Annotated in this window: 24 protein-coding genes; 7 read left to right on the top strand and 17 right to left on the bottom strand. The window is 29.0% G+C overall.

Annotated elements, in window-relative coordinates:
* Window positions 1-288: 288 nt before the first annotated feature.
* From GFV00_RS07440 to GFV00_RS07405, 8 genes are all read right to left on the bottom strand, one after another.
* Window positions 289-1020 (bottom strand): hypothetical protein, encoded by a 732-nt coding sequence (locus GFV00_RS07440; protein ID WP_160557444.1) that lies wholly within the window; start codon window positions 1018-1020, stop codon window positions 289-291.
* 117 nt (window positions 1021-1137) lie between these two features.
* On the bottom strand, window positions 1138-1665 hold the full coding sequence (locus GFV00_RS07435) for a hypothetical protein (RefSeq protein WP_160557445.1): 528 nt from the start codon (window positions 1663-1665) through the stop codon (window positions 1138-1140).
* Between the two features lie 58 nt (window positions 1666-1723).
* Complete coding sequence (locus GFV00_RS07430) at window positions 1724-2605, bottom strand: hypothetical protein (protein ID WP_160557446.1); 882 nt, start codon at window positions 2603-2605, stop codon at window positions 1724-1726.
* A 39-nt stretch (window positions 2606-2644) separates the two neighbouring features.
* Complete coding sequence (locus GFV00_RS07425; protein WP_160557447.1) at window positions 2645-3217, bottom strand: hypothetical protein; 573 nt, start codon at window positions 3215-3217, stop codon at window positions 2645-2647.
* A gap of 101 nt (window positions 3218-3318) precedes the next feature.
* The gene (locus GFV00_RS07420) at window positions 3319-3495 is read right to left on the bottom strand and encodes a hypothetical protein (RefSeq protein ID WP_160542720.1); all 177 of its coding nucleotides are present in this window, start codon (window positions 3493-3495) and stop codon (window positions 3319-3321) included.
* A gap of 602 nt (window positions 3496-4097) precedes the next feature.
* A complete protein-coding gene (locus tag GFV00_RS07415) occupies window positions 4098-5348 on the bottom strand; it encodes a hypothetical protein (protein WP_160557448.1) in 1251 nt (416 codons plus the stop codon).
* 391 nt (window positions 5349-5739) lie between these two features.
* A complete protein-coding gene (locus GFV00_RS07410) occupies window positions 5740-6153 on the bottom strand; it encodes a hypothetical protein (protein ID WP_160557449.1) in 414 nt (137 codons plus the stop codon).
* Window positions 6150-7217, bottom strand: coding sequence for a helix-turn-helix domain-containing protein (locus GFV00_RS07405; RefSeq protein WP_160557450.1), 1068 nt, complete (start codon window positions 7215-7217; stop codon window positions 6150-6152). The genes GFV00_RS07410 and GFV00_RS07405 overlap by 4 nt, the downstream gene beginning before the upstream one ends.
* Before the next feature lie 591 nt (window positions 7218-7808).
* On the opposite strand from GFV00_RS07405, the gene GFV00_RS07400 reads away from it, so the two are divergent.
* Together GFV00_RS07400 and GFV00_RS07395 are read left to right on the top strand one after the other, a co-directional pair.
* Complete coding sequence (locus GFV00_RS07400; RefSeq protein WP_160557451.1) at window positions 7809-8120, top strand: hypothetical protein; 312 nt, start codon at window positions 7809-7811, stop codon at window positions 8118-8120.
* Between the two features lie 314 nt (window positions 8121-8434).
* The gene (locus tag GFV00_RS07395; protein ID WP_160557452.1) at window positions 8435-8701 is read left to right on the top strand and encodes a hypothetical protein; all 267 of its coding nucleotides are present in this window, start codon (window positions 8435-8437) and stop codon (window positions 8699-8701) included.
* A gap of 703 nt (window positions 8702-9404) precedes the next feature.
* On the opposite strand, the gene mnmE is transcribed toward GFV00_RS07395, so the two are convergent.
* The 8 genes from mnmE to lnt all read right to left on the bottom strand — a co-directional run bounded on the left by mnmE (window position 9405) and on the right by lnt (window position 15300).
* Window positions 9405-10778: a tRNA uridine-5-carboxymethylaminomethyl(34) synthesis GTPase MnmE gene (gene mnmE / locus GFV00_RS07390; RefSeq protein ID WP_160557453.1), complete on the bottom strand. Its 1374-nt coding sequence runs from the start codon at window positions 10776-10778 to the stop codon at window positions 9405-9407.
* Window positions 10779-10798: 20 nt separating this feature from the next.
* Entirely contained in the window at window positions 10799-11395 is a 597-nt protein-coding gene (gene def, locus GFV00_RS07385) for a peptide deformylase (protein ID WP_160557454.1), read from the bottom strand.
* A 3-nt stretch (window positions 11396-11398) separates the two neighbouring features.
* Window positions 11399-11881, bottom strand: a complete 483-nt coding sequence (locus tag GFV00_RS07380; protein WP_160557455.1) for a hypothetical protein — start codon at window positions 11879-11881, stop codon at window positions 11399-11401.
* A gap of 23 nt (window positions 11882-11904) precedes the next feature.
* The gene (ftsY, locus tag GFV00_RS07375; RefSeq protein ID WP_105297294.1) at window positions 11905-12861 is read right to left on the bottom strand and encodes a signal recognition particle-docking protein FtsY; all 957 of its coding nucleotides are present in this window, start codon (window positions 12859-12861) and stop codon (window positions 11905-11907) included.
* Between the two features lie 92 nt (window positions 12862-12953).
* A complete protein-coding gene (locus GFV00_RS07370; RefSeq protein WP_105297293.1) occupies window positions 12954-13106 on the bottom strand; it encodes a DUF4295 domain-containing protein in 153 nt (50 codons plus the stop codon).
* A gap of 12 nt (window positions 13107-13118) precedes the next feature.
* Window positions 13119-13301 (bottom strand): 50S ribosomal protein L33, encoded by a 183-nt coding sequence (gene rpmG, locus GFV00_RS07365; RefSeq protein WP_055425117.1) that lies wholly within the window; start codon window positions 13299-13301, stop codon window positions 13119-13121.
* 14 nt (window positions 13302-13315) lie between these two features.
* Window positions 13316-13555 carry a 50S ribosomal protein L28 gene (rpmB, locus tag GFV00_RS07360; protein ID WP_055425116.1) on the bottom strand — a complete coding sequence of 80 codons (240 nt, stop codon included), beginning with the start codon at window positions 13553-13555 and terminating at the stop codon, window positions 13316-13318.
* Between the two features lie 86 nt (window positions 13556-13641).
* The gene (gene lnt, locus GFV00_RS07355; RefSeq protein ID WP_160557456.1) at window positions 13642-15300 is read right to left on the bottom strand and encodes an apolipoprotein N-acyltransferase; all 1659 of its coding nucleotides are present in this window, start codon (window positions 15298-15300) and stop codon (window positions 13642-13644) included.
* A 47-nt stretch (window positions 15301-15347) separates the two neighbouring features.
* Here lnt and GFV00_RS07350 point away from each other — a divergent pair, with 47 nt between their 5' ends.
* From GFV00_RS07350 to mgtE, 4 genes are all read left to right on the top strand, one after another.
* Window positions 15348-15926: a rhodanese-like domain-containing protein gene (locus GFV00_RS07350; RefSeq protein ID WP_160557457.1), complete on the top strand. Its 579-nt coding sequence runs from the start codon at window positions 15348-15350 to the stop codon at window positions 15924-15926.
* Window positions 15927-15950: 24 nt separating this feature from the next.
* Window positions 15951-16658: a hypothetical protein gene (locus GFV00_RS07345; RefSeq protein ID WP_160557458.1), complete on the top strand. Its 708-nt coding sequence runs from the start codon at window positions 15951-15953 to the stop codon at window positions 16656-16658.
* A gap of 163 nt (window positions 16659-16821) precedes the next feature.
* The gene (locus tag GFV00_RS07340) at window positions 16822-18087 is read left to right on the top strand and encodes a DUF2130 domain-containing protein (protein WP_160557459.1); all 1266 of its coding nucleotides are present in this window, start codon (window positions 16822-16824) and stop codon (window positions 18085-18087) included.
* Window positions 18088-18182: 95 nt separating this feature from the next.
* Entirely contained in the window at window positions 18183-19520 is a 1338-nt protein-coding gene (mgtE, locus tag GFV00_RS07335; RefSeq protein WP_160542736.1) for a magnesium transporter, read from the top strand.
* 2 nt (window positions 19521-19522) lie between these two features.
* On the opposite strand, the gene GFV00_RS07330 is transcribed toward mgtE, so the two are convergent.
* The gene (locus tag GFV00_RS07330; protein WP_160557460.1) at window positions 19523-20569 is read right to left on the bottom strand and encodes an ABC transporter substrate-binding protein; all 1047 of its coding nucleotides are present in this window, start codon (window positions 20567-20569) and stop codon (window positions 19523-19525) included.
* Window positions 20570-20997: 428 nt separating this feature from the next.
* On the opposite strand from GFV00_RS07330, the gene GFV00_RS07325 reads away from it, so the two are divergent.
* On the top strand, window positions 20998-21575 hold a 578-nt coding region (locus tag GFV00_RS07325; protein WP_160557461.1), incomplete at its 3' end, for a leucine-rich repeat domain-containing protein.

Below are 21575 nucleotides of genomic sequence, written 5' to 3'. Positions count from 1 at the left end.
CGATTGCCCATAAAAATAAATGCTTATAAAGAGAAAATTAACTAAAATAATAGGTTTCATTTGCTCCATCAAATTTAATCCACAACTTTTACTGATTTAATCTTTCCTTTTTTTGAAAATGCGCCTTTATTAAGCATATATTTTTTTTATTTCTTTATTATTTATTATTCGAGTATATAATCATACGGCTCACCTTCAACAACTATTGTAAAAAAAATAAAAATGTTTAATTAAAATTTAATTTTTTTTTCAATTAGTATAAATTATAATTTCTAATGAAAACACTTTTTAATTTATTATATCTCTTTCCTCTTTTATACCACTTATTATTTCTTTGATTATTTCTAATTTACCTTTATCGTTATATCCTATCTTAATTTTGAATAAATAATATTTTTCTTTTTCAAGAAACATATGCCCTTTTGATAACGATTCATATTTTACAGGAATTACAACCTCATAATTTTCATATTTATTATTGAATTCCATAGGGTGTTTACTATAATATTTCTGATAAATCTTCATCCATTTATCTATGGGTTCGTATATTTTTATTATATCAAAACTACTTTCACATAAATCCGTTATAAAATCAATTTTCTGAGGAATATATAAACTATCTGTATTTAGAAGTGCAGAAATGTATTCTCGATCAAATTCAACACCCAAAAATTTTCTTGAATCCTCAAATATCCAGTATTTTTTTGGCAAATCTTTTCTTAATTCTTTCACTGATACACTATCTTTAGTTATATCAAGATTTGTATAATAAAAACCTAGAGAACCGCCTGTAGAATAGCCTTTAGGATAATAATCCATATTTAAAGAAACCGAATTAATTCCTACTACATGGCATTGCTTATTGCTTTTAAACTCTTTAGAAAGTATAATTGATTTATATACCTCAATTTTTAATTGATCAATTGGACTAACATTTACATTATTTATTTCTTGACTGCTTATTTGTCCTTGAAATACATAGATAAAGAAAAAATTAATCAAAATCAAAAGTTTCTTCATATACATGATAATTTATAGTTGTTAGAAATCTTAAAATAAATAAGTTATCAATATTTCCTTTATTTTGCCCAACTGCTCCTACATTCATTATCGTGGAATTTCAACTTATTTATTAAATTAATCTAATTCAACTACTTTCATTGATTTTACCTTTGTACTTCCTTCGTATAATTCTATTTTATATAAAAGATATTTAGGTTTTTCCATAAAAGATTCATAAATTACAGGAATTACTACATTTGCTTTATTTAGTAAAATATTAGCTTTATAAATTTTCATCCAACTATCTAAAGGTTCTTGTATTTTGATAACATCAAAACTACTATCACATATATCCTTTTGTAAATTTCTTTTGGCATATAAACTATCCATTCTCTGCAATTGAGAAACAAGTTCATACCCTTGAACTGTATTTGATAACTTATCTTCAATGGAATAAACCCTATAGTTTTCAGATAATGAATTTCTCAAGTTTAATATTGACACACTATCCTTCTCTTTTTTTATATTATGAAAACCTATTTGACTATTAAAATCCATTCTAAGAGAAGTTGGTTGTACTATAACTATATGACATATTTCATCATTTTGTAATTCTTCAGAGAAAAGAATTGATTTATAAACCGCTTCTTTAGCCTTATTCACATAAGATAATTTAAGTGTATCTATTTGCCCATATAAAAATATATTTATCAAAATAGTACTAAGAAAAATTATAAATTTCATCTTTCCCATTATATTTTAGCTTTATAACGTAATTCATTTGAACTAATTTTAAGTAATTGTTTTCATTAATGATGCCTATACCTTGATTTTTTGGATATTTTTTAGGTGGACTAGGATAATTAGTATCTCGACTATCTATTTCAGATTTATATAATTCATCACTTCCATTTAAAAAACCAAATTTCATTTCAACATTTCCCGCCTGACTAGCATTTACGGCATAACCACCATATGATTTTTTATCAGGAATTCCTATTTCTCTTCTTATTACATTACACAATTTAGCTTCAACTTGTGTTGGACCTTCTGTGGTAAATTCTTTAGAAAATATATCATATTCATCATCGGTAAGCTTCAGTAAGACATGTCCTAAAAACTCATGTTCTAAAACCCTCGACAAGCCATTATACCGAGCTGTCAATTTAGGTAAAATTAATTTAAACTCTTTGTAACAAGCGATATCATAATCTGATAATTTATAATACATATATTTTATATTTAAATCATCAATGAAATCTTCTAAATCTATACAAGCTACATTCCCTATCATATTCAAAATTTTATCTCCCACCGATCCGTCATTATATTTATAATTTTTTATTTTCTTTCTATATCCAGGAACTACTCCCAAAAACATAGGTTCTTTTGCATAAATATCAAATAACAAATGACCATTCTCATTATAAGTATTACCATTCTTATCTTTATTATCTGAATAAACTTCATACCCAAAATTATATCCAAATAACAACTTACCCCTAGATACTTGATCTCTGCTTAATTCTCTTTTCCAATGTTCAATTGCAGTTGGAGATATATTTTCATAGGCTGGAGCACATTCGCCCTTATAGTATAGCATTTCATTTTCTTTGTCATAGGCAATCGTGATACCGTATTCTTAATTAAATGCTTTTTGCAATTTCTTAGGTATGTCGTATATCTGTTGCCCATGTTCATCATAAAATCGGGTATGTATTCCTCCATGTTTAGTACTTACATTTACTTCACATTTCCCTTCTTTTTTCCAATTGGAAATATAAGCATATATTGTAACTTTATCCAAAGAATCAGTTTTCGAAATATCTAACGTTACTTCTTGTTTTCCTAAAGTTTTAGCCGATAATTGTACTGCATCTTCATTGAGCTGTAACGACCATTTAATTTTCATGAGTTCTGTCGGCGATTTCACTTCCCTATTAAATTGAGTAATCTTAAATTTATAAGATTTCCCTTTTTCTACTTTTGAAACTTTTTCTCCTTGTTCATTTAAAGGCCCCTCAATATGAATTACTTGCAAAGGCTCAGGCGGTTTATAATCATTTAAAAATATTACTCCGTCTTGCTTGCCAATCATTTCTATCCTTTTAGCATTAAAAATAAGATTCCCATTTTTAGCTGTTAGAGTTATAGATTGTTTAGCTCTTTTAATACTTTCTCCGCCTATTCTTCGAACAATGTTACCGCCTTCCATTTTTTACTCTTTTTTTTAATTTATTATATAGCTTTTGTGTCTTAATTATGAATTTTTGTGTCGAAATACTATCAACTGATTTTAAAATCTGATCAATTTAATCAGCTTTTCAAACGGATGTTTACTTCGGGTTTGCTTGCCGTATAATTGGTAAAAAAGATCTTTATAAACTTAATATAAAGAGTTTGAGGTTTTAAAAATTTAAGTAAGTAATCTAAATTTTCTGCTGTTGTAGAAGGAATTTTTTCTCCATAGACAGCCTGAAAGGTATATTTCATAGTAATCTGATTTAATAAATAGGCTCAACAAATATACTAGTATTTTTTATTTTATTTTATATTTTTATGCTATATATTTTGCCTGTTTTACTATAAATACAGTTTTTGTACGATTAATATAACAAATTACCTTATTTAAAAGAAATATTCAATAAATTCAGATATGTAGCATTAGTAGTGTTATGAATTTATTCTATATAGCCTTGCTTTAAAAGAATTGGATGGTTAAAGTTTCGTATTTATTTAATTGAGTTTATATTAAATACATTACAGAAAATATTTAGGCATTATTGTTCGTAAAAATGCAACTTTAATGTATAAAAAGAATAAGCAATATTTAAAATCTACTCTATCAATTATTCATCCATTCAGGAAATAGAATTAATCAAAAATAAATATTAAAAGCTAAAGAATATTTATATATCTTCATTATGTATTTTTAAAAAAAACTGAGTTTGCTTGCATAAGTTAAGTAAGAAAATATTAATTTTTAAAAATAAATTTTTTATTCAAACATAAACGAGTTATCTATATAACAAAAAAAGCCTCAACTTTTTATGATGAAGCTTTATATGTTAAAATATATAATTTAAATTTACCTACTAATTTTTTTTATTTCCATAAAGTATAATATCTGAAATTATATATCTAAGTTTATCTTTTAAATCAAATTCCATATCTAATTCTTCAGCTTTATTGCACATTTCTAATAATTTAGCAAAACTTGAAATCTCATTATCAATTTTCCTATCAAATATATCAGATAATTTTTTAATTCTGCTTAATGAACTTTTAGGATTACTAATCTTTGTTAAAATTTTCATTCGCAATTCATCCGGATGCTTAATTGTTTTTATTTCTTCTAATTCTTTAATTAAATTATCACTTGTGTTAAGTATTTTATCCATATCCTTTAGTATCGAAAATACTTTCTCAGGCTTTGTTATATGATTTATTCGCACTCCATTTTCTTGTATATATTTTTTGGGATAAAGAAAGAAACCTTTATTATTTAATTGACCAACACTCAAAATGTTTAAAAAAATCAATGATCCTTGTCCTAAATCATTAGTTGAAATATTAATTGCTGTTGATACTTTTCCAAATGAGCCTGCATCTTTTAAAAGTTTTTCTGAAACTATTATTTCTAATTTTGATTCATTAATATATGCACTTTTAATCATATATTCGATACCTTTATTTAATTTCATATTTGAATGAAGGATTAACATCGAAACAACAAAACTAAAATCCACTCCATACTCATTATATTTAGTTGCAGATGTTATTCCTCGTAAATACAATTGGTTGTCATATTCTACAAGTCTATAACTTCTAATTTTATTATACTCCTTTTGAAATTTAGCTTTAGTTTTAAAATGTTGAACATTATAATTGGCTAAATCCGATTCTCCAATTTTAAAAAGATTATTAGCGTATTTGGTCATATCATATTCATCTAAAAACGTATTTTTAGAATTGTAAATAGCAATTGCGCTCAAGTCATTTTTTACTTCATCACCATCAATATATTCTTCGAATTTAAAAATAATATCTTTTTGAATTTTTCCATCTACAACCTCAATTTTTTGATAAACATCTATATCTTTTGTTTCAGCGCAAATAGAATATCTATTATATTTAGTGTTATAATAGTGAATTTTTTCAAATAAAGTATCAATGAAATCTATACATATTATTTCATCTTTAATTTTTTCTATTTCAAAAGCTTCATAAATGGCATCTTTATGTGGATGTTCCGTTATTAACTTACATAATTTTTCTACTTTTAACATCCCAGAACTCTTTTCAGCGTTAAGTCCTACTTTTTTTTGTATAAAAATATTCTCCATAATTTATTTATTTTTTTATTTCTTTAATAATTGAATTTGACAACGAAGTCTTAAAATCAATAACCTTGTCCGTATTTATGTTTCGTTTAATACACAAACCTGTTTTTTACTTTTTTGAATTAGTGAGCAACTTATTGCAACCTTTAGACTTCCATATTTTGGAGGTTGAATTGCGATAATTTTAATTTTTTAAAATATTGCTAATTAATCAAATAAAGCATTTTAAAAAGAAAAGTTATTTAAATATTGAAAAATTCTTTTGTAAAAAAGAAGAATTATTTATACATTTATGATATGAGTTTATTTGAAGTATAAATAATTTTTATTCTTCTTAATTAAAATAAAGCCTAATTCAATGATTTAGGCTTTTCTTTTTAAAGCCAATTTTATGTTAAATAATCATAAGGTTAAGATAATTTATATATTTCTGGTCTATATTTATAATCTTTAGAGCCTTGTCTATATCATATACATGAACATTATTTTGTTCGGCAAAATTTTTCACAAATTTGCATTTAGTAACTACTGGTAAATTATTATTCATTGCGTAATATATTGATGAAATATCTGTAATTCCAATTTTTAAATTTTCATTATTATTTTTAAAGAAAAAATCATAAAAATCATTACTTAATTCAAAAATTTTTAATTCTTCTTTATTTTTTAAATCATTTATAAGCAATCTTTCATTGAGTTCAAGATAATTTTCAGATAAATATAAATTTGAAATATAAAAAATTCCATTTTTTATCATATTTAAACTATGCATCGGTCTAATTTGCTCTATATCATTCAATACCATCATCTCAAATCAAATTCTTTACTAAATGAATTTCTTCTTAATACCGATATTGGTATGCCCGACAATTGACTAGCAACACTATCACTAAAAAGTTCTTCTCTTAATCCTTTTGCTAACAAATAATTAAACCTACTTACTTTCTCATTACTATTATAAGAAATATCTTTATTTTTCCAAGTATCGTATAAATTTTTCCATTCATAATACTTTTCCCAATTAATTATTTCGAGGCTCACTATCCTTACTAAAATTGCAAAAACTGAAATTCCATATTTACTCTTAATTCTTTTTAATTCCTCTAAAGTTATACTTCGTTCTTCCCCTATATATTCCATTAGAACATCATAAGGTAATAGCATTGCTCCAGCAAAATGATCGCAAAATCTCTCTAAATCTTCTTTTAATATATTATCATCAAATTTTAAAAGAAGATGGGCTAATTCATGTAAAACAGTAAATCTCCTCCTAGGAATATCTATATTCTTAACATTTATGACTATAATAGGAGTATATCTTTCCCAACATGAGAACCCAGCAAAACTTTCATCTTCTTCTACCTCAAATATCTTCACCCCTAAGTCCTCTAAAAAACTAACAATATCATAAATAGGTGTAGTATCAAATTTCCACTTTTTCCTTAAAATCTTTGTAGCTTCTTCTATCTGTTTTTTATTTGAAATAATATCAAAATTTTTTAATGGATTCTGAAATATAATTGATGCTCCAACTAACTTTTCTAATCGGCAATATGAATTATACTTTCTATGTAATTCTCCTAAAATTTTTTTCTCAAAAAATTCTCGATTAAAAACAATTTTAAAACCTTCTCTAAATTCTATATTCCTAAGTGTAAACTCATCTGAATTATAATTTGTTCCATCTAAAATTTCAGAAATACTTATGCCTAAAGCATTTGATATTTGTACTAATTGCGATGATTTAACTTCTCGCTTACCTTCTTCAAATTTCTGAATATATGATTTAGAAAAATTTGAACGAACAGCAAGTTCTTCTTGAGAAAATCCTTTTTTCACCCTAAGTTCTCTTATCTTATCACCAATGTCCATCTTTATATTTTTTACAAATATAATAAAAACACACATATAGTTCCAAATTAATTGTATTTCTTTATTATTTGTGTGTTATTTTTGACCTAAATTTAATTAACTAAGTAACCTTCACTTTTTTGTAAAATTTATGTAATGATCTACAAGTAAATATAAATTTATTTTTATCTAATATGTTCAATACCTTATTAATCAACTATATAGTTAATTTAAAATATTAAAATGCCTAATCATATAATATCCATGAATTAAAAGTTAAAGGTAATTGTTCTAACTTTATATTCTTTATTCTGATAAATTACTCTTATATAAACTTTAGAATTCTTCCGATATAATAATCTATAATTTTTAGTATTAACCGTATATAATTTTAGGAAGACTAATTTTGAAAATAATATTCTGAATATAAATGTATAATGTTAACTACAATCACAAATCTTCTGATAACTTAAATTTAAAGATAGTATGACATTTTATTCTCCTTTTGATAAAAATATCATCTATTATTTTAAAGTTGTTATACATTCTTAAAAACATAGCTACAATAAATTTAATTAACTAACTTTATCTTCTTAAAAATTGATTCTTAAAATGGAAAAATATCCCATAGTAACTTCTATTAAAATATTTAAAGAACATACTTTACATGAGGATAATTTCATTTCATTACCTTTTGATACCCCATATGGAAATTTAAAACTTAAATGGATAGAAATATTACAACGGTTAGATAATATCGATACTCTTATTATTCAACTATTTGATGAATTTGAATTAATAAATAAAAATAAGTTATTGTTCGATTCTAACATAGATGAACTTATCAATAGGTATCTTTTATTTAAAGAAAAGAAAGATTATTTCAATCATCTAAAAGAATTATATAAGTATTTAAATGGCTAATCTCTATCTAACAAAGATAATCCTTCATTTGAAGAATTAATAGATTTATTTAATAATTCAAATATATCTTCTAAAAAAATTAGTGATGAATTAAAATATAGCACTTTAAACGATGCTATTATAGATGCAAATATTAAAACACAATTATATTTTAGACAAAAATTCTTAACAGAACAAATTTTATATTGGATGAGAAAAACTTTAGATGAATTAATCTCTTTATTATATGTTTTAGATTGTTACAATGAGAAGAAAGAATATCCAAAAAAATAAAAATTGAATCTATTGGGAGTTTTATAAATTCAAAACAATTTATGGAAGAATTTAAAAAGAAACATTTATTTTTCTTTGATTTAATAAACGAAATTTCTAATATATACAAACATTCTTTTATAAATTCTGAATGTCTTAACCATATAGGTATCGATGAACCTTTAACATTTTCACTATCATTAAAATATAATAATTTAAATAACGTTCCAAATTTTGTATACCCTAAAATAAGTGATCTATTAGATTATTTTGACAATCTATTAGTTGAAATTAAAGAAATATTAATAAAATTAACGACTTCTTCTTAAACACTAAAATTTCAGATTGTACATTTTAAAATTCTTTATCTATACAATCTCTCAAAACTCTTATAACACTCTGTATTACTTAAAATAATCTATATTTCTCAGAATATTTCTACTAAGGAAAATTTTAGATATAGATGTTTACTCTTAAATTTTATCGGTTTTAGATTACTCTCTTTAATTTTTCTTCTAGAAATATTCTCGGATAACTCAAAATAAACAACACACTCTTACTTATATAGTTAAATAATATTTACTTTGTAATTCTTCTTTAATAATAACTGGTTTCTCTTTTGAAAGTACTATAGAATTCTCTTTTTGATTTTTCATCCAATTTAACTTATAACATAGTTTAGAATAATAGATACCTTTACTACTTTTTGTTATAAATTCTTTATTACAAACTACATATTTCTTTTAGTTTCTAAATAACTTATTAACTACATTTTTATTCAATTACTACATTGAAACTATATAGATAGTTAATGAGCAAATCAAAAATAGAAAGTAATTTCTCTTGACTTATAAGGTTTTTCTAACTGTAGTAGTATAAATTTCCTAAAAAATATTATTTTAGAAAACAGAGTAAACAAATTAATAACCAAAGATTAATTAAAAAGAATAAACAAAACAAACTAAGAATTTATTGAAAACTTTTTATTAATCGTACATTCTACGTAGAAATATAAGAGTTTTAAATCTCAGATTACTTTCCGATACAAAATTTACCAAAAATATTTCCTAGCAGTTCATCATTAGAAACTTGTCCCACGATTTCCCCGAGGGCTTCCAAGGCACGCCGTAAATCAATCGCAATCAATTCGCTGCTTAATCCGCTTTGCAAACCTTCTTTACATAAAAGTAAAGATTCTCGCGCACGAATCAAAGCATTCACATGACGTACATTAGTTACAATTGTTTGAGAAGTAGACTTTTGAGATTCTATATACGAATACATGTTTTCTTTAAGTTCTAAAAGATCAGGATTTTGCTTAACAGAAACCATCAGTACTGTATATTTCTGTAAAATTTCATCGGGGATTTCAGAAACAGTAAATTCTCTATTCTTATCCAGCTTAGTTAAACATACAATGATAGATACGTCTTCCCTCTGAAATTTAATAAGATCAGATTGTATCTCTTCCCAATTTAATTCTGTTACATCTGCCAAATATAATATAATTGAGGCTTCCTTAGCCTTTTCCAAAGCCTTGGCTACCCCGATAGCTTCTATTTGATCTTCCGTTTCCCGTAATCCCGCCGTATCTATAAATCGAAATTGAATACCATTAATAACTAACGATTCTTCAATGGTATCTCGAGTAGTTCCCGCAATATCGCTGACGATGGCCCTTTCCTCCTGCAATAAAGCATTTAACAAGGTTGATTTTCCTGCATTTGGCTTTCCTAGAATAGTAACCGGAACACCGTTTTTAAGAGCATTTCCGTAAGAAAATGATTCGATTAAAGGATTAATAACCCCTAAAATCTTATCCATCAATTGTACTAATTGAGAACGATCGGCAAATTCAACATCTTCCTCAGAAAAATCCAATTCCAGCTCTAGAAGTGAGGCTAAATCCAATAATTCAATTCGTAATTCCTTGAGAAGAGAGGAAAATCCCCCCCTCATTTGAGATAAAGCCATGTCGTGACTTGCTTTATTTTCGGCCGAAATTAAATCGGCAACTGCCTCGGCCTGACTTAAATCTATACGTCCATTAAGAAAAGCACGTTGTGTAAATTCACCTGCCAGAGCCAATCGACACCCTTTTTTAAGTAATAAGGAAAGAATTTGCTGTTCAATATATTGGGAACCGTGACATGAGATTTCCACCAAATTTTCTGCCGTAAAAGTTTTAGGAGCTAAAAAAACGGAAACCATCACTTCATCAATCGTTTCATTTTCATCTTTAATAAAACCATAATGAACCGTATGAGAAGGTACCTCATTTAGATTTTTACCCTTAAAAACAGAATTAACTAACGAGATTGAATTTTTACCGGAAACCCTGATAATTCCTAATGCCCCTGTTCCCGGTGGAGTAGCTAATGCACAAATAGTATCTTCAAACAACATTAATATAGATAATAAAAAAACTAGTTAGGTTTACAAAGTTTATCAATATAAAGCTTCCCTTGCAGGTGATCGAATTCATGTTGGAAAATAGTACCGGTATAATCATCGGCGCGACTTCCACCTAAAAATTTATGAGTAACCTTTTTTTCATTTTGGTCCGTATATTCCACCTCAATCCAGGCATAACGTCGCGAAGTTCCATATCGGTTAGGTACGGATAAACATCCGTCATTCTGAAAACATAGTAATTCAGTAGAATGGGAAATAATCCGTGGATTAATAGCAACTTCTACCGTTTTTTCTTCCTTATCCAATCGATAAAATAAAAAAACATTTCGATTTACTCCAATTTGAGGTGCTGCAATTCCTACTCCGTTTTCTTCCAACATAGTTAAGTACAGCTTCTTTATCAGCTGCTCCAAATCTTTATTATTGTGTATTTTTTTTATTCGTTTAGAAGGTTTTCTAACAATCAGTGAATCCTCTTTGAGATTTATCTTTAAAACTCTTGCCGGAGAATCGGGAGATTGATAAATAATTGCTTTCTCTGAAGAAGTAAAACAACTTCCGCAAGATGTTAGTATGACAAACAATGCCAGATATGCTATTTTATACATTTTTTAAGGTTTGAGTTTTTTTGGGTTGTTGATTTTTATCAGTATTTTATTTTTACTATCCAGAAGTGTAGAAAAAAACTCGCTCATCTTTTGATACTCTTCTGAATCCTGAGGATTTATAAATGAATATTCCTTACCGGAACATAAGACTATCTTGTATTTAGTATCTTTCCCATCATACAAACGTTTACTCTCACCGCTTTTAATTTTTTCAAGTAAATGAATATCTAAAGTAGATTCTAATTTTTTCCAAACAACTTCAGGCGTTTTTTCCAGCTCTTTTGCGCTTGTGTTCGTTCTTCTGATAATTGAATGATACGAACTATTCTCTTGAGTAATCATAAAAGATTCTTCCCAACCATTCATCCCTCCGTAATTAGAATACTCAACCTTGCAAAGCTTATCCTTGCTAACCGTTTTAGGTTGCTGAGATTTACAAGCAAAGCAAGTAACCAGCATGATAACTAAATAGATAATTCTTTTCACTTTAGAATGAAATGCTTAAACTTTTAATTTTTTTTGAAAAAGCTGTCTACAAACTCATATTTATTAAAGGGTTGGAGATCTTCCATTTTTTCGCCCACTCCAATATATTTTACCGGAATTTTAAACTGGTCGGATATACCGATCACTACTCCTCCTTTGGCTGTACCGTCTAATTTGGTAACCGCTAAAGCACTAACTTCGGTAGCTGCCGTGAATTGTTTGGCCTGTTCAAATGCATTTTGTCCGGTGGAACCGTCTAATACCAATAATATTTCATGAGGAGCATCGGGAATTACTTTTTGCATAACCCTTTTTATTTTACTAAGCTCATTCATTAAATTAACCTTATTATGCAAACGACCCGCAGTATCAATTAATACCACATCGGCACCTTGCGCTTTTGCAGATTGAACGGTATCAAAAGCCACAGAAGCAGGATCTGATCCCATGCTTTGTTTAATTATTGGAACTCCTACTCTTTCAGACCATATGACTAATTGATCTACGGCTGCCGCACGGAACGTATCCGCAGCTCCTAATATAACTTTCTTTCCTTGTTGTTTAAATTGATAAGCAAGTTTTCCTATAGTCGTTGTTTTTCCAACTCCATTAACTCCCACTACCATGATAACATACGGTTTTTTATCCTCCGGAATTTCAAATTCAGAATCAGAACTTTTATTTTCTGCCAATAAATTCATAATTTCTTCTTTTAGAATTTGATCTAATTCTGAAGTATTCATAAATTTATCTCTGGCAACCCGTTCTTCTATTTTTTTTATTATTTTAAGTGTGGTTTCAATTCCTACATCGGAAGAAATCAGCACTTCTTCCAATTCATCAAGAACCTCATCATCAACTTTACTTTTTCCTGCAATAGCTCTCCCAATTTTATCAAAAAAAGATCGGCTAGATTTTTCCAATCCCTTGTCTAATGTTTCTTTTTTCTCTTTTCCGAAAATTTTCTTAAACCAACTCATATAGGATATATAATATAACAAAAATAAAAAAAAAATCATTCACAATGAAGTGAATGATTTTTTTAAAACCTTAAAAACCTATGTTATGAAAACTATTTCTGTTTTAAAAATGTGTCTACGTTATCCGCATTCACAACTTTTTCTTCAAAAACGTAAGCTCCGGATTTAGGAGACTTAACCATTTTGATCACTTTGGTCATTTTTTTAGATTCTGTACGTAATGTTGCTACAACCTTCTTTGCCATGACTAAAATTTATTATTTAATTTCTTTGTGTATAGTATATTTTTTTAACACCGGATTGAATTTTTTCAATTCAATTCGTTCCGGAGTATTCTTTTTGTTCTTAGTTGTTATATAACGAGACACTCCCGGCATTCCACTCTCTTTATGCTCAGTACATTCTAAAATTACTTGTACTCTATTACCTTTCTTTGCCATTTTAATTTTAATTTTTAGTAATTGATAAGACCTTGTTTACGAGCTCTAGCTACAGCTTCTTCAATTCCTATTTTATCTATAATTCTTAAACCATGTGCAGATACTTTTAAAAATACCCAAGCATCTTCTGATGGTAAATAGAATTTTTTCTCCATCAAATTTATTTCAAAACGTCTTTTTGTTTTGTTATTGGCGTGCGACACATTATTTCCTACCATTGCACGCTTTCCTGTTATTTGACAAATTCTAGCCATTATCTTAAATCTAAATAATATTCTTTTTCCTTGAATCGGGTTGCAAATTAACAAATTATTTTTGACTCTACCAACTTTTTTACTTTTTATTTTTTGATATTGTGTTTCCTTTTTAGGGCATTCTTATTTATTTTATTTAAAAAGGTTTTGGATATCGCATAAGCCAATAATATTCCCGCCAGCAGCAATGCCAATCTGGCGATTACATCGCCGTATTTCACATAAGTTGTAAGTGAAGTATTTAAATTAATGTCCCCCCTTAAAGCCCCCCGTTTTCCATAGTCTAATTTTTCTACGATATCTCCCCGTTGGTTTATAAATGCTGAAATTCCACTATTGGCCGAGCGCCCTATATCTCTTCTGGTTTCAATGGCTCGTAATCGCGCATAAGCCAACAACTGCTTATGTCCTTGCGAATCGCTCCACCAAGAGTCATTGGTCATTATAAATAATGCGTTAGCTCCTTTTTTCACAAATTCTCCGACGTATTCTCCATATATGCTTTCATAACATATTATAGGAGCGGCTTTTAATCGATTCTTCGAATTTGTGAATATAGTCGGATGGTCTTGTACTCCTAAACTTTCCATAGATCCGCCAAAATTCATCATATATTCTCCAAGTATAGGCTTTAATACAGCTGCATAAGGGAAATGTTCTACTCCTACCACTAATTTTGACTTATTATAATATTGAACCGGATCATTCAAATTTACCTGTACGGCAGAATTATAAAGATCAATCCATTGGTTATACTGTTTGAGATAACGGGCTGTAGGAGTTTGTGGTTGGGTAAAATATTCAGCTAACGATCCTCCCGACACCAAACTTAATTGAGGATAATTTTTCAGCCATTGCTTTATTTGAGTTATGTAGATATCGTTTTCAAGATTGTTTACCATTACAAATCCATTTCCCGGAAAAGCAGTTTCAGGGGCAACTACAAATTGTGTAGCAGGGGTTATTTCTTTATCTACTGTTTGTAATAATTCTTGAAGAATTACAGTTCCGTCCAAACGATACTTATCGGCATATGGGTCAAGTGCCGGTTGGGCTAAAACCACTTCTATTTTTTCAGAAGCTTTTTCTTGATACGATTGATATCTAAGGAGGGAAATAGCCAGGGGAATTCCTATAATGGCCAGGTTATAGCATAGAGATTTCCATATATAGGTTTTATTATGCGTAACTTGATAAGCTCGTATGTAATAAAAGAATATCATGTTTGCTGTTAATACCCATAAAGTTCCGCCCAAAGTGCCGGTTACTTCATACCATTGAATGACTTCAGGATAATTAGCAAAGGCATTTCCTAAATTCAGCCAGGGCCAGGACATTTCCCAAGTTAGATGAAATTTTTCAAAACAGATCCAAAGGGTTGGAAAGAAAATAATCCCGAAGCGAGTACCTGTTTTTCTTTTTACAAAATGAAAAAAAGTAAAAACGAAAGCCATTAACAAGCTGTTTACGAAAAGAGGAAATAAAAATGCCATCCAAGAATAAGACCCGTCCGGATTTTGGGCGAAATGTAGCCATTGGGTTGCTCCCCAATTCCAAAGGAAAAAGGTCAAATAGGATAATCCAAAAACCTTCCAATCGGAGAATTTTTCTTTTTTTACAGTAATATCATGCTCAACCAATAAAAGGGGAACAAAAGCAATAAACAGCAAAAAGGGAAAGCCATATGCAGGCCAAGACAGAGCAAGAAGCAATCCACTGACTATTGCCGGAATAAATCTTTTCATATACTTGTAAAAATAGTTATTTTTGAGTTTTTAAACGCTTCAAATCTATGAATAAATTATTTTTTATAGTTCTGTTCTCCTTGATTTTACTTTCGTGTAAAACTCATTACAGGGAATCAGTAAATACCTATACTACCCCACCCGAAGTAGGAATTCTTACTTCCGATTTACCCAGATACAGCAAACCTCCGGCATCCGTAAATTCTGTTAAATTAGATGAGTCTCTTCCTTCTTCAAAAAAAGACAGCATAGTTACTTCTAAGGATACCGTTTCTTCTCCCTCCCACACAATTAATAGAGAAAATCCTTTAATTCAAACAGTTCCGGTATCCACCTTTTCATGGGAAATAGGAATACGCCAAACGCAGATTGTTGATGTACGAACACTGATTGAATACAAAAGTGGCCATATATATGATGCTGTTAATATGAGTGTAGACGACCCCAGCTTTGAAAACCAAATTCAAGAATTAGATAAAAACAGCCCGGTAGCCGTTTATTGTAAATCCGGAATACGAAGTTTTTATGCGGCTAATGTTTTAAAAGATCATGGGTTTCAAATCATTTATAATTTAGACGGAGGACTTAACAGCTGGTTGAAAAATGGAAAGGAACTTGTAAAGTAAAAAATAATTATAATCATTAAATATATGAAGTCTATCTCAAAAATCTTAACTCTATGTTATTCTATTGTTTTACTTATAAGTTGTTCCATACGTGAGGAAATTACGTTCAATCCTGAAGGCAATCTTACGTATTCTTATTTGATTGATGCCGGTGAATTTATGAAAATTATGCCCGATAGTCTGAATAAAGGTATTTATAAAGACACTCTAATTTCATTCAACAACTTACTTACTCAAAAAAAGGATAGCATATCAAAATTATCTCTCGAGAATCAAAAAAAGTTAGAAGCACTTAAGCCTCTATTTATCAAAGTGCACCAAGATGAAAAGAAAGGGGAATTTTATGTATTGATTTACGGGGATTTTACCAATAGTGCGTCTTTAAATTCTGCTCTCGCCGCTTTAAATTCTATTGATAATTCAAAAAACAATCCTTCTAAAAACATGGAATTTCTCACTAACTCAACTTTTCATTGGAACGGCAACGTATTTAGTAAAAAGTCCGTGAAATCTGAAAGTTTAAAAAATGATTCTGTGGCGCAAAGCATTCTTCCCTTATTTACCGGTGGTACTTTTAAAACCATTTATACGTTTCCGAAAGAAATAAAGAAAGTAAACAATTCTTCGGCCGTAATTTCTCAAGACAAAAAAAGTCTTTCTATGGTATTTGATGCTACTGAGTATTTGGCCGCTCCTCAAAAAACGGATTTAAAAGTGGAGCTGGTAAAATAATTACATAAAATTAGTACTTAGTACAATTTTTATTTTATACTTCTTGCAATGAAGCAACAAGATGCCGGTTTCAGTTGTAAAATCTAAAACAGCCTCCTAATAACTCATTTACATTTATTTACATATTTTGTACCTTTGCGTTGTTAAATAGTAAATGTGTACTATGAATTCTCAAACTCAGATAAAATGCCCGAATTGTGGAAATGTAATCGATGTAAATGATATTCTTAAACATCAATTTGAAGAATCCATAAAGAAAGAATACCAAGAAAAATTTCTTTCTTCTCAAAAAGAACTTCAAGAAAAAAACAATTTATTGGAGCGGCAAAAAGAAGAATTTGAGGCCAAGAAAAAGAAAGAGAATGAAATTTTTCAGGAAAGACTCTCGAAAATAACCAAAGAAAAGACTCTTGAAATTGAAAGTTATCTGAAAAAGAAAATTGAAGAAGAGAATCAAGAACGCATTTTTCTTTATGAAAAAGAATTAGCCGAAAAATCTGAAAAGCTTCAAGAGTTAAATAAGATGCAAGCGGAGATTTTCAAATTAAGTAGAGAAAAAGAAGAGTTGAAAGCCGTTTTTGAAGCAGAAGCTCAAAAAAAATTAAATGATGAACTTCTACGAGAAAGAGAAAAAATTCGCAAACAAGAAAATGAAAAAAATGAGTTAAAGTTTAAGGAGTTACTTAAACAACTGGAAGATCAGAAAAGGCTCACCGAAGAAATGAAGCGAAAACAAGAACAAGGATCCATGCAATTGCAGGGAGAAGTTCAGGAATTAGCTATTGAAGAATGGTTAGCTCAAAATTTTCCTTTAGATACTATCAACGAAATAAAAAAAGGGGTCCGTGGTGCCGATTGCCTTCAAATTGTAAATACCCGTGAAATCCAAAATTGCGGCTCAATTTATTATGAAAGTAAAAGAACTAAAGATTTCCAAAACTCATGGATTGAAAAATTCAAAAATGATATTCGTGAGAAAAAAGCAAATACCGGGGTTCTTATTACTGAAGTAATGCCTTCAGACATGGACCGAATGGGAATGAAAGAGGGCATTTGGATTTGTACCTTTAATGAATTTAAGGGGTTGAGTGCCGTTTTAAGACATTCCATCATTCAATTCAGCACCATTATCAAATCCCAAGAAAATAAAGGCGATAAGATGGAAATGCTCTATGATTTTCTAACCGGAAATGAATTCCGTTTGCGAATAGAGGGTATTGTAGAAGGATTTACTCAAATGCAAGATGAGCTTAGTAAAGAAAAAAGGGCAATGATGAATATATGGTCCAAACGGGAAAAGCAAATCGAAAAGGTAATAGAAAATACAATTTCCATGTACGGCTCCATTAAAGGAATAGCAGGAAATGCAATTCAAAATATACAAGCTTTAGAATTAAATTCTGACGAAACCTTAGGCTTTGATGAATAAATAATATACACAATACTAAAAAATATGCTTCTTTATATATAATTTAGAATTATATTTGCAGTACTCTTCAATAATATAACCTAAAAAAAAAGTCTATGGAAAAAAATATCTTTGAAGGCACTCCTATTGAAGATCTTCACCCAAATGACATCGCAGAACAACTTGAAGAGCTTTCCGAAAAAGATCGGATTTTAAACTTTTTTCTGCTTCCTCGTAATCAAAAAACGGATGTTTTTACGTATTTAGACCCTAAAATCCAACAAGAATTGTTGCATGGTTTAGGTAAAAAAGACATTGCCGACTTGTTAAATGAAATGGCTCCGGATGACCGTACAGAATTTTTTGTGGATCTGCCGGATGATCTCATTAAAAACACCATAAACTTATTAGACGAAAACGAGAGAAAAATTGCTTTACAGCTTTTAGGATATCCGGAAGACAGCGTAGGTCGTTTGATGACGCCTAATTATATACAAGCAAAAAAATATTGGACGGTAAAACATACGTTACAACATATTAAAAAATATGGAAGGAAAGCAGAAACTCTAAATTTCATTTACATTGTCGATGAGAATGACAAGTTACTGGATGACATCAAAATAGGAAAGTTATTACTTGCCGATGATGACAGTAAATTGGAAGAATTAGGAGATGACAATTTCATTGCTTTAAAAAGCATGATGAACCAGGAGGATGCCATTCGCGTTTTTGAAGATTATGACCGAAGCACCCTTCCCGTTATTTCCGAAACCGGGGTATTGGTTGGTATAGTAACCGTGGATGATATCTTGGATATTGTTAAGGAACGAGATACGGAAGATATACAAAAATTTGGTGGTGTGGAAGCTTTGGATATTCCTTATCGTGATACTCCACTCTTAACTTTATTTAGAAAACGGGCCGGATGGTTAATCATACTTTTTCTTGGAGAAATGCTTACCGCCAGTGCCATGGTCCATTTTGAAGAGGAAATTGAAAAAGCCGTGGTTTTAGCCCTTTTTGTGCCTCTAATTATATCCAGTGGGGGAAATTCCGGATCTCAAGCAGCTACCCTGATTATACGGGCTATGGCTTTGCATGAAATCAAATTGAAAGACTGGTGGTACGTTATGAAAAAAGAAATTTTTTCGGGTCTCTTATTAGGGATCACTTTAGGAGTAATTGGTTTCATCAGAATACTTATATGGCAAAATCTTAATTTTTACGATTATGGCCCTCATTGGCTGCTCATCGGAATTACGGTTGCCACTTCACTTATCGGAATTGTATTATGGGGAACCCTTTCCGGTTCTATGATTCCTTTCATTTTACGTTTATTTAAATTAGACCCTGCTACTTCCTCTGCTCCTTTTGTGGCAACGATGGTGGACGTAACCGGATTAATTATTTATTTTACTATCGCTTCTCTTATTTTAAGTGGTGTGTTACTCTAAATTTATTCTAATTTACGTAAATATGTCAATTGGTATTCAGGTACTAGTTCGGGATGTATGATTTTAATGATATCCGATAATACTTTATCCACATAAATGCTACCGTACTCGTAGTAGTCATTAGCGAGTGATTGATTCTCTTTGTTATTTAATGCATATACGTTTCCTGATTGATACGCTTTAAACCATGCATAGTTTGTATTTGAATTTAACAAATCTCTTTTGGATTTAAAATTACTGGTTCCTATCCATAAATCGGCATTTTTAGCTTTACTTAGGACTTCTTCAAAAGTCATGGGAACCGATCCTGAATTTTTATTTTCCTGCCATAAATAATGAGCTCCCGCATCTCTGAAAAGAGTAGCTAGAAAGCTTTTTCCTCCTGCCATATACCAGGAATCTCCATACATAATTCCGGTAAAAACGGTGGGTTTCGTACTTATATGAGCCGATTTTTCTTTTAATTTTAAATAGTTTTCTTTTACTATAGAAAAGATGCTGTCGGCCTTTGGGAGCTGTTTAAAAACTGTTCCGAATAGTTTTAGATATTCTGTTTTTCCTAATGGATGTAATTCCATAAATTCTTCTACATAAAGAATTTTAATACCCTGCTTAGACAGTTGATTCAAAATTTTTTCATAATTGGGGTTATGTCCGGTTATAATTAAATCCGGTTTTAAAGCTAAGATTTTTTCAAAATTCAACGTTCCATCATTTCCTATATCTTCGATGGTTTTATTTTTAATTTTCTCTTTGATTTTTGTGTTATAGAAATATTGAGGTGAACAAACACCTACAATGGAGTTAATCTCTCCCAATGCATCAATATACGCCGAGGCAGAAGTAGTAGTAATTACACATCGTTTACTTTTATAATGCTGCGGGAAAACTAAACGACTGCCCGCAGATGTTATAATTAGTTGATTATTTTCATTTTGAATAGAAAAATTAGTTGCGTATTCGTTTTTAGAAGCAACGGATTTTTCTAAAGATTTTCTGCAAGAAAATAAGACAATTGCAAATACACAAAAAATGAATATTTTCCTCATAAACTATTCATGATTTTCGTTACAAAACTACTTAAAGTAAACATTTTTTTAATTTATTATTACACATATTTTTATTTTATCAGTATATCGATTCAAACCTTATATATTATCCCAAAATTAAAACTTCCTATTTTGAACTTTTTATTATAAACGTTTTTTATTCATTACTATTTAAAAATATAATCTCTTTAAGTATATAAAAACATATAATTTAAATTTAATTGTTTAAACAAAAATTTAATACATTTATAAACATTTTATATATTATCAAATTTTATTAATTTTTTATTCTCTATTTACTATTTTTTAACCATTATTTTATGATATCAATCACTTTTAATTAAATTATACGTTATTTTTTAAATATATTTGCTTTTATAACTATACTGTTTTTAATTTATTATTGAACGGTTTAACATTTATTTTTTATGAAGAATTTTTTACTTTTTTTATTTTATTTTTTATCCATATTTTTTTTACAAGGTCAAGTAAAGGTCATTGATATGGAAGACCCCGGCAGCTTATCTAAGCTATTAGGTAATGAGATTAATACGATTACCAATTTAGCGATTAATGGAAGTATAAATCCAGATGATATAAAAACGTTAAATAATATGAAAAAATTAACGGTTTTAGATCTTTCCAATTCTTCGGTTACGGACGGAATACTTCCTACGGGTGCATTCAAAAGTAATTCCGTTCTAAAAGAAATAATTCTCCCTTCCAATCTAACAATTATTTCTAAAGAAGCTTTTGAATATGCATATAATATCAGCGTGGATGCTTCTAAATGCTCTAATCTTAAAAATATAGGTACATATGCTTTTAATGGTGTTAAGGGTAAGGTAGTACTTCCCGACCATCTGGAAACTTTACCTTATTTGTCTTTTGCTAAGTTTAACGGTATTATTACCCTTCCTAAAAATTTAAAAACTATCGGACAAGAGGCTTTTTATAATTCTAATATCAATACTCTGGACCTTAGTCTTTGTCCTCTTTTGGAAAC

The sequence above is a fragment of the Apibacter sp. B3935 genome (genome assembly GCF_009827705.1).
Lineage (GTDB): Bacteria > Bacteroidota > Bacteroidia > Flavobacteriales > Weeksellaceae > Apibacter.
Note: the sequence above shows the minus strand (reverse complement) of the source record. Positions and strands in the feature narration are given on the sequence as shown.

Excerpts from the sequence above, each read along its gene's own strand:
- GFV00_RS07400 (WP_160557451.1), top strand. The coding sequence starts at position 7,809 with ATGGAAAAATATCCCATAGTAACTTCTATTAAAATATTTAAAGAACAT.
- ftsY (WP_105297294.1), bottom strand. The coding sequence starts at position 12,861 with ATGAGTTGGTTTAAGAAAATTTTCGGAAAAGAGAAAAAAGAAACATTA.
- GFV00_RS07395 (WP_160557452.1), top strand. The coding sequence starts at position 8,435 with ATGGAAGAATTTAAAAAGAAACATTTATTTTTCTTTGATTTAATAAAC.
- rpmB (WP_055425116.1), bottom strand. The coding sequence starts at position 13,555 with ATGGCTAGAATTTGTCAAATAACAGGAAAGCGTGCAATGGTAGGAAAT.
- GFV00_RS07425 (WP_160557447.1), bottom strand. The coding sequence starts at position 3,217 with ATGGAAGGCGGTAACATTGTTCGAAGAATAGGCGGAGAAAGTATTAAA.
- GFV00_RS07345 (WP_160557458.1), top strand. The coding sequence starts at position 15,951 with ATGAAGTCTATCTCAAAAATCTTAACTCTATGTTATTCTATTGTTTTA.
- def (WP_160557454.1), bottom strand. The coding sequence starts at position 11,395 with ATGTATAAAATAGCATATCTGGCATTGTTTGTCATACTAACATCTTGC.
- mgtE (WP_160542736.1), top strand. The coding sequence starts at position 18,183 with ATGGAAAAAAATATCTTTGAAGGCACTCCTATTGAAGATCTTCACCCA.
- GFV00_RS07430 (WP_160557446.1), bottom strand. The coding sequence starts at position 2,605 with ATGCTATACTATAAGGGCGAATGTGCTCCAGCCTATGAAAATATATCT.
- lnt (WP_160557456.1), bottom strand. The coding sequence starts at position 15,300 with ATGAAAAGATTTATTCCGGCAATAGTCAGTGGATTGCTTCTTGCTCTG.
- GFV00_RS07370 (WP_105297293.1), bottom strand. The coding sequence starts at position 13,106 with ATGGCAAAGAAGGTTGTAGCAACATTACGTACAGAATCTAAAAAAATG.
- rpmG (WP_055425117.1), bottom strand. The coding sequence starts at position 13,301 with ATGGCAAAGAAAGGTAATAGAGTACAAGTAATTTTAGAATGTACTGAG.
- GFV00_RS07330 (WP_160557460.1), bottom strand. The coding sequence starts at position 20,569 with ATGAGGAAAATATTCATTTTTTGTGTATTTGCAATTGTCTTATTTTCT.
- GFV00_RS07415 (WP_160557448.1), bottom strand. The coding sequence starts at position 5,348 with ATGGAGAATATTTTTATACAAAAAAAAGTAGGACTTAACGCTGAAAAG.
- GFV00_RS07340 (WP_160557459.1), top strand. The coding sequence starts at position 16,822 with ATGAATTCTCAAACTCAGATAAAATGCCCGAATTGTGGAAATGTAATC.
- GFV00_RS07440 (WP_160557444.1), bottom strand. The coding sequence starts at position 1,020 with ATGAAGAAACTTTTGATTTTGATTAATTTTTTCTTTATCTATGTATTT.
- GFV00_RS07410 (WP_160557449.1), bottom strand. The coding sequence starts at position 6,153 with ATGATGGTATTGAATGATATAGAGCAAATTAGACCGATGCATAGTTTA.
- GFV00_RS07420 (WP_160542720.1), bottom strand. The coding sequence starts at position 3,495 with ATGAAATATACCTTTCAGGCTGTCTATGGAGAAAAAATTCCTTCTACA.
- mnmE (WP_160557453.1), bottom strand. The coding sequence starts at position 10,778 with ATGTTGTTTGAAGATACTATTTGTGCATTAGCTACTCCACCGGGAACA.
- GFV00_RS07350 (WP_160557457.1), top strand. The coding sequence starts at position 15,348 with ATGAATAAATTATTTTTTATAGTTCTGTTCTCCTTGATTTTACTTTCG.
- GFV00_RS07405 (WP_160557450.1), bottom strand. The coding sequence starts at position 7,217 with ATGGACATTGGTGATAAGATAAGAGAACTTAGGGTGAAAAAAGGATTT.